Here is a 12,813-nt window from a genome sequence, read left to right as displayed (position 1 = left end):
CATTCTCACTGAGCGAGAATGCCGCGCCGGGAGCGTGCACCATGGAGCGAATCGTCTTCACCAACGGCCTGGTCTTCGACGGAACGGGGTCGTCCCCCGAGCCCGGCGAAGTGGTCGTCGAGGGTGACCGTGTGGTGGAGGTCCGCAGCCGCTGGCAGGACGAGCACGGCGAGGACCGGGTGATCGACGCCCGCGGCTGCACGGTCATGCCCGGCCTGATCGAGTCGCACGCGCACCTCACCTTCCCCTCCGCGGTCGGCCACATCGACCCGGGCTTCAACCCGCCGCTGGACGTCAGCTTCTTCGGCCGGATCGAGGGCCTGGAGGCGGAGCTCGCCAGGGCCGAGCGCAACGCGGCGATCCTGCTGGACGCCGGTTTCACCGCGGCCTACTCGGCGGGCTCCCTCCTGCCCATGCCGACCGAGGTGATCCTGCGCGGCAAGATCGCGGCGGGGGCGGTGCCGGGCCCGCGCCTGCGCGCGGCCAGCATGGAGCGCGACAACCACCCCGTGCGGCCGGACGGCCACGTCGAGCCCGATTGGCAGGGCCCCGACGCCTGCCGTGCCTTCGTCCGCGAACAGGCCGCCATGGGTTTCGACAGCGTCAAGTTCCTGCTCAGCAACGACGACGTCTTCATCCCCGGTGGCTCCCAGATCACCCAGTACAGCCAGGAGGAGGCCACCGCCGCCGGCGAGGCGGCCCGCGAGTGCGGGGTGTGGCTCAACTGTCACGCGCAGTCCGCGGAATCGGTGAAGATCGCCGTACGCGCCGGCTTCCGCTCGATCTACCACTGCACCTACGCGGACGAGGAGGCCCTCGACCTGCTGGAGTCGGTCAAGGACGAGGTCTTCGTCTCGCCGGCGCCGGGCATCATCTACGCCAACGTCCACGAGGGCGCGGAGTTCGGCATCGACCGCGGCGTGGCGGAGAAGATGGGCTCGGTCGCCGCCCTGGAGGGCATGGCCGCCATCTACCCGGAGATCCGCGCCCGCGGCATCCGCGCCCTGCCCGGCGGCGACTACGGATTCCCCAACAACCCCATCGGCAGGAACGCCCGCGACCTGCAGCTCTTCGTCGAGCTGCTCGGCTACACCCCGCTGGAGGCCCTGCGCGCCGCCACACAGTACGGCGGCCAGGTCATGGGCATGGGCGACGAGCTCGGCCTGCTGGCCCCCGGCTACCTGGCCGACCTCCTCATGGTGCGGGGGAACCCGGCGCAGGACGTCACGATCCTGCAGGATCAGCGGAACATCACGGCGATCATGCAGGGCGGCCGCTTCCACAAGGAGCCCCTGATCGAGGCCGCCGCGTCGTGACCGAGGTGGCCGTCCACCGGGAGATCGTCTACGCGCAGCCACCCGGCTTCCGCCCGCTCTCCCTGGACCTCTACGTGCCGCCCGCTCCCGCTGCCTTGTGCCTGTACGTGCACGGCGGCGGCTGGCGAGTCGGCCACCGCACACAGCCGCCCGTCGCCAGTCCGTCGTTCTTCGAGCGCATCGCCGGGCTGGGCCTCGCCGTGGCGAGCATCGAGTACCGGCTCAGCGGCGAGGCGCGATTCCCCGCCCCGCTGGAGGACCTGACCAGCGCGGCGCGCTACCTCGCCGAGCACCGCGGCGACCACGGGATCACCACGGACACCACGGTGAGCTGGGGAGTTTCGGCCGGCGGCCACCTGGCCGCCCTCCACGCGCTGACCGAGCCGGCCGCGGTGTCCGCGGTCGTCTGCTGGTACCCGCCGACCGACCTGCTCCAGATGCCGGACGACATCGAGGACGCCGGGGGAGAGCCCGACCGCGGACCCGGCTCCAGGGAGGCGCTGCTGCTCGGCGCGACCGCCGCGGAACGCCCCGACCTGGCACGAGCGGCGAGCCCGGTGCACGCCGTGCGGCCCGGCGCGCCTCCGTTCCTGCTGCTGCACGGCGACAAGGACACCGCCGTCCCCCGCAGGCAGAGCCACCGGCTCGCGCAGGCGCTCCGGGCAGTGGGCGGCGACGTTCAGGTCGAGGAGATTCCCGGCGCGGGGCACATGTTCCCCGAGCTCGACCCCGGCGCACAGTGGCGGCTGGCCGAGCGATCGGCCGGCTGGCTCGTACGCCGCGCCGGCCCCAGCCGCGCGCCGGCCCGGTGACTCACAGCCTCTCGGCCAGCCGCCGGGCCGCGACCTGCACGATGTCCCACGCGGTGGCGAACGGCGGCGCGTAGGACAAGTCGGACCAGGCCAGGTCGTCAACGGTCGCGCCGTGCCACAACGCGGTGGCGACGGTGTCGATGCGCTTGCCCGCGCCACGCCCGCCGACGATCTGCGCGCCCATCAGCCGGCGATCCGACCGCGCCGCCAGCACCTTCACCGCGACCGGGTCGGCCTCGCTCATGTAGCCGCTGGCCGTGCTGCCTTCGGTGACCAGGGACGTCACCTCGACGCCGGCGGCGGCGGCCTCACGCTCGTTCAGACCGGTGCGGGCGATCTCCAGGTAGGTCGCGCCGACGGCGAATCGGGTGATCGCGGTGCCCAGCACGCCGCCGAAGCGCAGCGCGCCCGGCGTGACGAGGTTCGTGCCGACGATCCGGCCCTGTTTGTTGGCGTGGGTGCCGAGCGGCACGTAGGTCCACGTGCCGGTGAGCCGATGGCGGACCTCGCAGCAATCACCGGCGGCCCAGATCCCGTCGGCCAGTCTCCCGTCCGGCCCGGGCCGCAAACCGCCGCTCGGGCCGCTCGGCAGCTTGCCGAGGTCGAGGAAACCGGTGTTCGGTGCGATCCCCAGAGCCAGCACGACCAGGTCCGCCGGATAGCGCTCGCCGTCCGCCGAATAGACGCCACGTACGCGTCCGTCCGCCACGTCCAGCCGCACGACCGGTGAGCCGGCCACGACCCGGACGCCCGCCTCGCGCATCCCCTTCTCGACCCGGGCGGACATGTCCGGGTCCAAGGGACTCAGCACCCGGGCGCGGGTGATCACGGTGACCTCGTGGCCACGCCTCCTGGCGGCCTCGGCCATCTCGACGCCGATGTAGCCGCCACCGGCGACCACCACCCGGCCAGGGCCCTCGGGCAGCCCCGCGAGCAGGTCCAGCCAGACGGCGCCGTCGGTGAGCGTCTTGACCGGCGCGACGCCGGCATACCGCTGCCCGGTGCCGGGGTCGATGGCCCAGCCCCGCACCACGGCCGAGGCACCGGTCGCGATCACCAGCTCGTCGTAGCCCAGCACCTGCTCGCCGCCGGCCTCCCGGTAGGTGACGGTGCGGGCCTGCCGGTCGATCCCGGTCGCGGTGGCGCCGAGCCGCAGGTCGATCCCGGCCGCCCGGTGCTCCTCGGCGGTGCGGGCCACCAGGGCGTCGCCGCCGGACACGTCGCCGGCGACCCAGTAGGGGATGCCACACGCGGAGTACGACGTGTCGCCGGTCGCCTCCAGCGCGGTCACGGCCAGCTTGGTCCCGGCCGCCTCGGCCGCCCGGATCGCCTGGTGCGCGGCACTCATCCCCGCTGCATCGGCTCCGATGACCAGCAGACGGGTGGCGCTCACCGAGTCACGTCAATCGAGGGCACGGCTTGGAGCCTACCTAGCTCGGGACGGAGATGCGGGTGTGGCCGGGCAGGGGGATCTACCGGGGGGCCTGCGCCGCCGGCCGTGGCGACCGGCCGGTCGATCTGGAGATCACCCGGGTGTGCTGTTCGCGCTCGCTGGCGAGTTGCGGAGCCCACACGGGCTCCCCATCCGGAGCGGCCGCAGGCTCCTCGCGGTAGAAGATGTCGATGTCGACCTCCTCGCCGCCCATGACCACCGTGTCCCACGCGTCGCTGATGACCAGGATGCGCAGGGTCTCGGCCGACAGCCGGCCGAGGTGGGCGCGCAGGGAGACGTCGTCGGGCAGGCCGGAGACGCGCTGCGACAGACGGCCCCGGATGAGCACGAGCCGGTCCATCAGCGTGTCGATGTCCGCCGCGGCCTGCGCGTCGGAGCTCGGGGCGGACTGCGGGCCGGCGCAGCCCTTGGCGATGTTGTCCTTGATGGCCCGGGTGACGCCGTCCTCGTCGGTGGTGACCATCGCCTGCCAGGCACGGCTCTTGTGCCGGTACTGGAGCATCGCCATGGCCGCCTCGTGGCGGATGAAGTCCGCGTCGCGGAAGGCTCGCCCGCGCCAGGCCTGGCTGAGCGAGCGGGCCAGGGAGATGACCGAGGCCAGCCCGCTGTTGAGCCCGCGACCGGGCCAGAAATGGATGGCGTTGGCGGCGTCCCCGAGCAGGAAACCGTAGGTGCCCGGGGTGGTGGACGTCGGGGCGTGCAGGCGCGCGGTGAAGCGCGGCCGCTGCACCATGTCGAGCCGGAAGGCGGTGACGGCGCTGAGGTTGTAGTCGGCCACGCCGAACATCGCCAGCCCTTCCTGCACCCGCCGCCACAGGGCAGACCCCTTGATCAGGGAGGGCAGGAACAGGGTGCCGTGGGTGGAGCAGTGGAAGTCGCCGTCGTCGGTACGGCCCATCATGCACGGGTTGGCGGCGACACACTCCTCGAACACGCGGCGGACGGGATCGATGCCGATGACCTCCGCGGCCTCCTCGTCGGTGAGCCGCATGTTGAGGAAGCCCTCGCCGCCCAGGGCGTTGAGCAGGTAGCGGTTCTGGGCCACGGTCAGCAGGACCGACATGGCGTCCGGCAGGTCGGACTTGACGCGTAAGCCCAGCACGACATCCAGCAGGTGCTCGCCGTTCAGGGAGTAGATCGAGCTGTCGGCGGTGCCGAACTTGCCGGTGAAGTGCTCCCGCGTGCGCGAACGGCCGCCCTCGCAGATGGCGAGCACGTGGTCCTGCTTCGCGCTGTCGCCATCCTCGTCGGGATTGAAGCGGGTGGGGACGAGCCGGATGCTGTCGGACTTCTCGCCGGCAATCTCCAGCAGCGTGTCCTCGATGTAGGCGATGCGGAGGTTGCGCGGAGCGTGGCCGCGGATGGAGTCGGGGCCGGGCGGCCACATCTCGGAGTACGCCCCGGGCTTGAACAGCCGAGCCTGCACCGGGCCCGGGAGGTTCAGGTACTGGCGGCTCTGGACCGTGACGACCTGCTGGCGCCGTACATTGCCCAGATCTTGGCCCTTCCACACCACCCGGGAGCCGTCATGGGTCCAGCGGCCGTCGTAGACGGTGACGGCGACCCGCGGGCCCATGAGGTGCTCCAGGAGGAGCGCGAGGCTCAGCCCGACGGGCCCGCCGCCGGAAACGGTCACCCGGAGCACCGGTCCCGGGCCGGCCGGCGGCGCGGATCCGCTCGCCTGCGGAGATCCGGCGCCGCCGAAGACCGTCGCGTCGTCGTCGGAGGGCAGGAAGCGGAACTGCTCGTCGCCGATCGAGATCAGGTCGCCCGGCTGGAGCACGTGTGAGGTGACGCGCCTGCCGTTGACCAGCGTTCCGTTGCGGCTTCCCAGGTCGTTCAGGATGTACTGCCCGTCCTCGTGGCGTATCTCCGCGTGGAGGCGCGAAGCTCGTCCGCTGGCGATCACCACGCTGCAGTCTTGCCTCCGGCCGAAGGTGGCCGGCGTGTCACCGAGCGGGAAGCGGCGGTCGGTGAGGGGGCCGTCGTGTCCGACGATGACAGGGGGCATGATGCCTTCCTTATCGTGACAAGAGCGCTGATCATCAATGAGTTCAAGTCCATCATGTGCGACCAAAAGTAGCCACGTAAGAGAAAAGTACGCTTATCGGCGATGTGTGGCCCAGTCTTGCGGATCGCATCGATTTCACCCGGTAGGGGATGCTGGCCGTTGGCCCGGTGCGCTCTTCATCGAACCCGCGATCTTCGAGCGTTCCGCATGAGTGGATGCCGAAGATTGTGTAGCGCCCGCAACGGTCTGGCCTGCTTCAGGGCCAAGCGCGTCCTGAGCATGGACGCGATCCTGACGGCACCCTCACCAGGGGGATGCTCGCCGCCCGCCGAGACAGGGTGAATATGGGCCGCTTGAAGAACTGGTCGGACCTTGTCGCCTGTGATCGCGCAGCGCCGCTCGTACGCGTGCAGGACAACGGCTGGAAGACCTGCTGGCCCAGCCGGCTCGGGGAATCAGCCGGGACAGGGCCGAGAACCATAATCGATCGGCGGGGTCGTGGCGGGGGACGGGTGATGTGACGGCGGAGCACCGCGTTCTCGTGCCGCAACACCCGCAACTCAGCGTTCTTGGAGCTCTCGTTGCGAACCAGCACGACGATCAGCTCAACATGCGCCGCACGATCATGTAAGCGAGGGGCCACGCCTCGCAAGGTTGGTCACACACCTGCTCCCGAAGCCCAGCTCACACCCAGGTTCGAGTTTCGAGCGGCACGCGGTCGGCATGAAGGCCGTGCGCCCGCCGCCCGGCTGACCTACAAGGAGTGCTCCGGTAGGACCAGGACCGCAGAATTGGATACACCTTCGGAGGCCGGTGTAAACCAATCACGCATACACCTCCCGATCAATGCTTCTCGCGGCCACTTATAGGCAAAGAGCGGGACTTCGGGTAAAACCCCTTCAACCGCCCGCAAGGGAGGCAAACCATGGATCCCGTCCAAGTCGGCGCGATCGTGTCGGCCGTGCTGGTCGCCGGTGTCACGATTGTCGGAGCGTGGCTGCGCAGCGTCGTCAGGCGCGAGAGGAACAGGGACGTGGCACGGCGTGACCTCGTACGTCGCCTCCCCACGGGGAGCCGCATCCTTGACCTGGGCAAGCGCGGCATGCTGATCGAGTTCGGTCCTGTCACCAACCCAAAGGTTTCAGACGATGGCGACCGATGATCACCTACCCGTTCCGGTGGAGCACCTTCCCGGTTCAACCGAAGACGGTGTCGTCGCACGCACGGAGTTCCTCGACTTCTACGATCGCGAATATCACCTACTGGTGAGATTTCTGATGTACTGCGGCGCCCCGAGGATCGACGCCGAGGACGCCACTCAGCAGGCCTTTGTGGAGGTGTGGGCTCGCTGGGGACGGGGCCAGGGCGAAATCAAGAAGCCTTCGCTTTACCTGCGCAAGGTGGCATACCGCAGGTACCTGCGACCCCATGGCCCTCGCCGCCAGCCGTTCCCGATCTCCATGGGAGAACCTCCGGACCGTCCTGTTCCCGACCATGCTGGGCCGGCCGCTGAGTTTCTGGACGTGCTGGCCGTGCTCCGTGAACTGGACGACAACAGCAGGATCGTGATGGCCCTTTGCATGGACGGCTATACCTCTGTCGAGATAGCCGAGCAGCTCGGCATAAGCGCCCAGAAAGTGCGCGACTTACTGAAGAAGGCGCGCAAGGCTCTGAAGGCACGGCTCTAGCCAGCACGTGCAATGGAGGGAGGTGCACCTCAATGAGCACCGACGACGAAGCCCACCGAGACGAGTTGTCCGACGAGGAACTGGATATCGTGCTGGCTCGCGCCGCTCAGGATCTTTTGGACCACCTTCGTGGCGTCACCGATCCCACGGCCACGCTCCTGGCAATCATGGCCTGCCAGGACCCCCTTCCGGCCGCCGAGAACGAGCTCTGGCCCGAGCAGGGAGGCCACACTCCGGGCTCGGAGCGGGGCGTCACGCTCTACAGCCGTCTGAATCTGGCCCGCCAGCGAATGGACACGACGTTGGTCGGCACGGTGCTGCCGGAAGCCGTCCTGGACGAGTGGGAGGCGCGCACCATCCGCCACGGTGAGCGGTACATCACCGCGACAGCGCCACTTGAGCTGCTCACGGACGTTCTGGGGGACTTCGAGGAAATCGGCCGCCTGTGCGAGCAGCGCCACCCGATTGATCGTCATCGCCGCCTGCACCGGATCACGGCGAAGCTGGCGGGCCTCATCGGCATGCTGCTGATCAATCTGAGCCGGTGGGACCTGGCCCGCTCGTTCTTCGAAACCGCCCGCAGAGCAGCGGAGGAAACGGAGGAACCTGCGCTCAGAGCCTGGGTCATGCTCCGCCAATCCATGCTGCCGCACTACTACGGCGACCCTCTCGACAGCCTGAAGCTGGCGCGGGCGGCCGGCGACCTTGCGGACAAGCAGGTGTGCGCGGTCAGGGCCATGGCGCCCGTCGCCGAGCTCCGGGCCAAGGCACGGCTGGCGCAGCAGGGACGCGACGCCAGCTTCTCCGCGCGCGACGATGTCCTGGCCGCCGCGGAAGAGGCCAGGACCAGAGCGGAAACGGTGCTGGCGGCGGTGAACGGGAGCGACCCGGTCTTCGGCTACACGCACAGACAGATGTTCTTTCACCTGGGCGAGGCGCTGGTCGAGCTGGGCTACTTCCGTGACGGTTACGTCTACCTCACCCAGGCACTGAAACTCTACGATCACCACGAGCAGCTTGACCGTACACTGATACAGCTCGATCGGGCCTTCTGCCGGGTGGCTGGAGGCGAGCCGGAGGAGACTCTCCGACTGGCCACGCAGGCCACCCGCGAACTGGCGCCGGAGTATCGCTGGAACATCGTCCAGCGTCGCGTCCGCCAACTCGAATCCGCGGTCGCGCTCCTGCCCGCCAGGGGAGACGCAGGATCCGCGCCCGATTGACAGGCACAGTGGGGAAGGCCAGCGGGCGTAGCGCTGCGCTCGACGATCGATGGCGACAAGCTTCCGGAGCGAGAAGCACTCCTCGCGTGCAGACTATCCCGAAGTGGATGCAAGGCTGACGGTCACGGCGTGGTTTCTCACGTCGGTACGGCGGGGCTGCGCATACCGGCGTTCAAGAGCGGCCCGACCCGTGAACTCATGGCCGCGTTACGGATCCGGTGCCGTTGGGTGAGGCACGACCGGGCCAGGTGTTCACGGATCTCGGCGTGATGATCGCCGCCCGGCATTCCGGCTTCTCGGACCTGGTACGGCGACCTCGGAGAATGGATCGTGATCCGGATGGATGCCATCTCCAGCTCTGCCACGGAGACAAGGAAGCCGCGGTCGGGACGTTCAAGGCGGCTACGGGCTGTTCCCGCTGACCGCGTGGTGCGACAACACCGGCGAGTGCCTGGCCATGGAGCTGCGCCCGGGCAACGTGGGCGCCAACACCATCGCCGATCATCTCGAGGTTGTGGCCGCCGCGGTCGCGCGGATCCCGCCGAAGCACCGCAGGCGGATCCTTATCACCTGCGACGGGGCCGGCGCCCACGATCGGCTGCCGGCCTTCATCACCATGCTGAACACGCGCAGCCGCCGGGCCCACTACTCGGTCGGCTTCGACCTCGATGAACGCGCCCAGATCGCGATCACCGCACTGCTCACCAATGCGTGGTCGTGCGTGCTCGACGACGAGGGCCAGGCCCGCGGCATGGAGGGCGCGGGGTGTCGCGGAGCACACGGGCCTGTTGAGGCAGTCGGCCGGTGGCGACAGGCTGGCCACCTGGTCGCTGGCCATCAACCAGCCCTGGACCATCGCCGCCGCGATCGGCTGGGACCTGCTCACCTGGTTTCGCCTTCTATGCTGCGAGACCGCGCTGGCGATCGCCGAACCGGCCACCCTGCTGCACACCAGCGCCCGCCTGGTCCGCGGCCAATGACGACGCACCATCAAGATCCCCGGCACCTGGCTCTGGGCCTACCAACGACGACACCATCGCATCCGTCCTGATGCTGCCCGCCCTCACCTGCGCACCAGACCCGCCCTGACCCTCATGGAAAGACCCCACCGGCCCGTGGACCCGGCACCACCGGCGTGATCTTGCCGGCTCAACACCCTGCCCAGAAACCAAATCGGAGATCAACAAATCACGCAGCCGTCACCCTGGGCGAAGCCACCCAACCCCGTGAATCATCAAGGCTAGGATTCCGCGCATGCGTCGCCCCCTTGCCCACAAGTCGGCCGTCGGCCTGCTGGCCGTCCTCTGGCCCGGTCTCGTCGGTGGCATCGTGCTCGTCTGGCGGGACGACGCCGCCCCCTTCGAGATCTTCGTCGGGGTGTTCTGGAGCTTGGTGTGGTATTTCTGGCTTGCCCGGATCTGGCTGGGCGGCCCGATGGCGATCGGGCTGATGCGCAAGGCGCTCTTCGGGATCTGCCCGCTCATGATCGTCGGCACCGCCGTGGCCATCGGGATCAGCGACGGCGCGGTGTATCCGTCGCAGCTGGTCGGGGTCGCGGCCGCATTGTGCGGGATCGCCGGCGGGGTGCTGCTCAGCCGCGGGGACGTCAAGAGGTGGAGCCTGTCCACCGTCGCGGTGCGTACGGTCCGCCAGCCGTCCGACGGAACCGCCTTCGACCTGCGTTCTGCCGCGCTCCGCCGAAGCAAGGGTTTGTTCGGCTGCCTGATGATCGTCGTCGCCGTGCTCATGCTGCTCGTGGTCGGTGTCATCGGCGCGACGCTGCCCGCGGACCGGGGGACGGATGCCCCGGACTACGTCGCCTTCATGGTCGGCGTAGTGGTGGTGGTGCTCATCGGCATAGCCGGATATATCAAGATAAACAGCCAGGCTGGGGCGATGGGCGTGCTGACCATCACCGAGCGGCACATCAACGAGCACCCCTGGTCCAGGCTTCGCTCGGTCGCCCTGTCGTACAAGGGCGAAGCGGCGGTCGTGGACGGAATCAGCAGATACCCGTCGGCGCGGCTCGACCTGTCGTTCTACGACCAGCCGGACGAGCACCACCTCAGGCTGCCCGACGACGCCACCCTGCACGGCTCGATCGCGGCGGCGCTGTCGACGTACAGCCCCGAGGGCGTCTTCGTCGGCTGGGTCCCGCGAACCGCCGCGAGACATCCGGTCCGGTGAGTACCTGATCTCCGCAGGCCAAAGCCGTTCAGGTAGCGGTCTCGCTATTGCGCGCCGCCGGGTTGCTTCACCGCCTGCCTTCCGCGGGCGGGACCGCTCGTTCCGCCGGTCCTGCGGTGCCGCGCTAAGATCGCGTCCCATGCTTCCGGATGGTTTATGGCGGATTATCAGGCTTGGAGCAGTAGGTCTGGTTCTGTCGGCGGCGGTCGCGGGCCTGGTGCTCGGCGACGCCTGGCTCTGGGTGGCCGTCGAATGGTCGCCGCTGGCTCATATGGAGTTCTACGCGCGCGACGGGTTCGACACCCCGACGGTTGTGGCGCTGCTCGGGGCCGCTCTGGCGAAGGCCGCGCTCCTGTGGCTGATCCTGCGTGCCCCCGCGCCGGGACCGCTGGACCGCCGGGCGAAGGCGCTGCGCCGGCTGCTGTATCTGGTGGTGGCCAACAGCCTCGTGCTGTGGTATCCGATCGCGCTGCTCCCCGACGCGGTCGACGCGGCATTCCAGCTCACGTTGTGGACCGCGATCGATGTCCTCTACCTGCTCGTCATCCGCTGGCGGTCCCGCCTGCTGCGCGCGGTGGCCGGAGCGGTGTTCGCGGTCGAGCTGGCCGGGATGGCCAACGAGCTGCTCGACGAACTCGACCTCCCAGAGCTTGGCTCAAGCGATGTCGTCGTATGGGGCTTGATGGCGAGCGGAGTGGCGGCGACCATCCTCACGGTCGTCGGGCAGTGGCGCGACGGCCGGTGGAGCCGCGGCACGCTGGCCGCCGGATGGTTGTCGGTGGGCGTCTACGCGCTGGTGATCGCGCTCAACCTGCTCAGCGGAAGGATTTACAGCGGCCATCTGGCGATGCTGGTCATGATGGACGCGGTGGGGCTCGTCAGCACCGTGTGGATCGCGGCGACCGCCCGCGAACTGCCGGTCGAGGGCCGCCCGGCGGACCCTCCTCCAGCGCGGCGGCGCGTGATCCGCGTCGCGGTGGCGGCCGTGGCCGTACTGCCGGTCATCGCGATGATCCACCCGGAGGAGGCCGCGCACCTCACCTACACCCACGGGTCGACGGACTGCTATGCCCGGCCCAGCTTCGGCGACCTGAAACCCGCGGAACGCGACGCCGCGTTCCTGTGCCGGGCGCGCAGCAGAGAGGGCGGAGGCTCGCCCATGTTCCCGGACAGCGTGTCGGACCAGGCGATCCTCGCGTATGGGCGGGCGCTGTGCCGGGCGAAGGACAGCGACGAGCAGGAGGCGATTCTGGCGCGGGCCGGGAGTAAGCGGTCCGCCGGGGCCGCGGGCCCATGGGACCTCGTGTACGTCTGCCCGGAGATCGTCGGCGCGACCCATCCCGAGCTGCTGCGGTCGGCCGCGGAGACGGAGGCGGCGTACACCGCCTACATCGCCGGGGAGAACGCGAAGTGCCGCGACCCGTGGCCCCGGACGAAGGGTGTCGTCCAGGCCACGGCCAAATACTTCCTGTTCGCCGACGGCGATCACGGCTATCTGGTCCAGGACCCTGAGGACGAGGCGGCCGACGAGCTGGCGGAGCAGGCGATGGACAAGGTCTATGACGACAGCTCGCTCATCGGGGTGGCCGGCAGTGCGGTGCTGGTCGGGCATGTCGCGGACGTCATCGATCTGTGCCTGACGGTGAAGGCCTTCCGTGCTGCGCCGCCACGGCGGACGGCCGGGTGGGATCAGGTCAACGAGGTGCCGATCGTCAGCCGCAGCGGCCGGCTCACCGTGCCGTACATGGGCGAGGGCGGAGAGGTGGGCGCGGGCGCCCCGATGCCGAACCTGGCGATCGCGGGCAAGGGCCGCTACCGGCTCCGTGCCTACGTGCGGGTCGACGATGCGGGGGAGGAGCAGCACCTGGTCGTCGTGTTCCCGGGTGCGTCGGGGAAGAGGGTCAAGCTGAAGCCGTGAGCGGGTGGCGGGGAGCCCACTCCGCTCCCGGCGCCGGTGCCGGACTTCACCGGACGCGCCGGCGAGCTGGCCCTGCTGGACGCCGCGAACGCCTGCCGCCCACCGGGGATCGCGGTCGTCTGCGGCACCGCGGGCGTGGGCAAGACGGCGCTCGCCGTCCGCTGGGGTCACCACAACCGTGAGCTGTTCCCCGACGGGCGCATCC

Annotated in this window: 10 protein-coding genes; 8 read left to right on the top strand and 2 right to left on the bottom strand. The window is 69.5% G+C overall.

Translation table 11 applies throughout. The annotated features are described in order from the left end of the window. Nucleotides 1-41 precede the first annotated feature (41 nt). Entirely contained in the window at nt 42-1,316 is a 1,275-nt protein-coding gene (locus ABEA43_RS58445) for an amidohydrolase family protein (protein ID WP_345576517.1), read from the top strand. Further along, a complete protein-coding gene (locus ABEA43_RS58440) occupies nt 1,313-2,128 on the top strand; it encodes an alpha/beta hydrolase fold domain-containing protein (RefSeq protein WP_345576515.1) in 816 nt (271 codons plus the stop codon). The genes ABEA43_RS58445 and ABEA43_RS58440 overlap by 4 nt, the downstream gene beginning before the upstream one ends. A gap of 1 nt (nt 2,129) precedes the next feature. On the opposite strand, the gene ABEA43_RS58435 is transcribed toward ABEA43_RS58440, so the two are convergent. Both ABEA43_RS58435 and ABEA43_RS58430 read right to left on the bottom strand, forming a co-directional pair. Then, complete coding sequence (locus tag ABEA43_RS58435; protein ID WP_345576512.1) at nt 2,130-3,521, bottom strand: FAD-dependent oxidoreductase; 1,392 nt, start codon at nt 3,519-3,521, stop codon at nt 2,130-2,132. A gap of 79 nt (nt 3,522-3,600) precedes the next feature. Continuing rightward, nucleotides 3,601-5,592, bottom strand: a complete 1,992-nt coding sequence (locus ABEA43_RS58430) for an FHA domain-containing protein (RefSeq protein ID WP_345576510.1) — start codon at nt 5,590-5,592, stop codon at nt 3,601-3,603. A gap of 925 nt (nt 5,593-6,517) precedes the next feature. Between ABEA43_RS58430 and ABEA43_RS58425 the strand changes: the two genes are divergently transcribed. The 6 genes from ABEA43_RS58425 to ABEA43_RS58400 all read left to right on the top strand — a co-directional run bounded on the left by ABEA43_RS58425 (nt 6,518) and on the right by ABEA43_RS58400 (nt 12,608). After that, nucleotides 6,518-6,754, top strand: a complete 237-nt coding sequence (locus ABEA43_RS58425) for a hypothetical protein (protein WP_345576508.1) — start codon at nt 6,518-6,520, stop codon at nt 6,752-6,754. After that, entirely contained in the window at nt 6,741-7,280 is a 540-nt protein-coding gene (locus ABEA43_RS58420) for an RNA polymerase sigma factor (RefSeq protein ID WP_345576506.1), read from the top strand. Before ABEA43_RS58425 ends, ABEA43_RS58420 begins: the two co-directional genes overlap by 14 nt. 32 nt (nt 7,281-7,312) lie before the next feature. Further along, the gene (locus ABEA43_RS58415; protein ID WP_345576504.1) at nt 7,313-8,503 is read left to right on the top strand and encodes an NsdA family TPR-like regulatory protein; all 1,191 of its coding nucleotides are present in this window, start codon (nt 7,313-7,315) and stop codon (nt 8,501-8,503) included. Nucleotides 8,504-9,291: 788 nt separating this feature from the next. Beyond that, nucleotides 9,292-9,483 (top strand): hypothetical protein, encoded by a 192-nt coding sequence (locus ABEA43_RS58410; RefSeq protein ID WP_345576502.1) that lies wholly within the window; start codon nt 9,292-9,294, stop codon nt 9,481-9,483. A 274-nt stretch (nt 9,484-9,757) separates the two neighbouring features. Beyond that, the gene (locus ABEA43_RS58405) at nt 9,758-10,690 is read left to right on the top strand and encodes a hypothetical protein (protein ID WP_345576500.1); all 933 of its coding nucleotides are present in this window, start codon (nt 9,758-9,760) and stop codon (nt 10,688-10,690) included. A gap of 139 nt (nt 10,691-10,829) precedes the next feature. Further along, entirely contained in the window at nt 10,830-12,608 is a 1,779-nt protein-coding gene (locus ABEA43_RS58400) for a hypothetical protein (protein ID WP_345576498.1), read from the top strand. Nucleotides 12,609-12,813 lie beyond the last annotated feature (205 nt).

It is taken from the genome of Nonomuraea rosea, assembly GCF_039539705.1.
GTDB lineage: Bacteria > Actinomycetota > Actinomycetes > Streptosporangiales > Streptosporangiaceae > Nonomuraea > Nonomuraea rosea.
This window is presented reverse-complemented; position numbering and strand designations above follow the sequence as displayed.

Bases quoted from the DNA above. Each gene is read 5' to 3' on its own strand.
- ABEA43_RS58400 (WP_345576498.1), top strand. From the start codon at position 10,830: ATGCTTCCGGATGGTTTATGGCGGATTATCAGGCTTGGAGCAGTAGGT.
- ABEA43_RS58445 (WP_345576517.1), top strand. From the start codon at position 42: ATGGAGCGAATCGTCTTCACCAACGGCCTGGTCTTCGACGGAACGGGG.
- ABEA43_RS58415 (WP_345576504.1), top strand. From the start codon at position 7,313: ATGAGCACCGACGACGAAGCCCACCGAGACGAGTTGTCCGACGAGGAA.
- ABEA43_RS58420 (WP_345576506.1), top strand. From the start codon at position 6,741: ATGGCGACCGATGATCACCTACCCGTTCCGGTGGAGCACCTTCCCGGT.
- ABEA43_RS58430 (WP_345576510.1), bottom strand. From the start codon at position 5,592: ATGCCCCCTGTCATCGTCGGACACGACGGCCCCCTCACCGACCGCCGC.
- ABEA43_RS58425 (WP_345576508.1), top strand. From the start codon at position 6,518: ATGGATCCCGTCCAAGTCGGCGCGATCGTGTCGGCCGTGCTGGTCGCC.
- ABEA43_RS58405 (WP_345576500.1), top strand. From the start codon at position 9,758: ATGCGTCGCCCCCTTGCCCACAAGTCGGCCGTCGGCCTGCTGGCCGTC.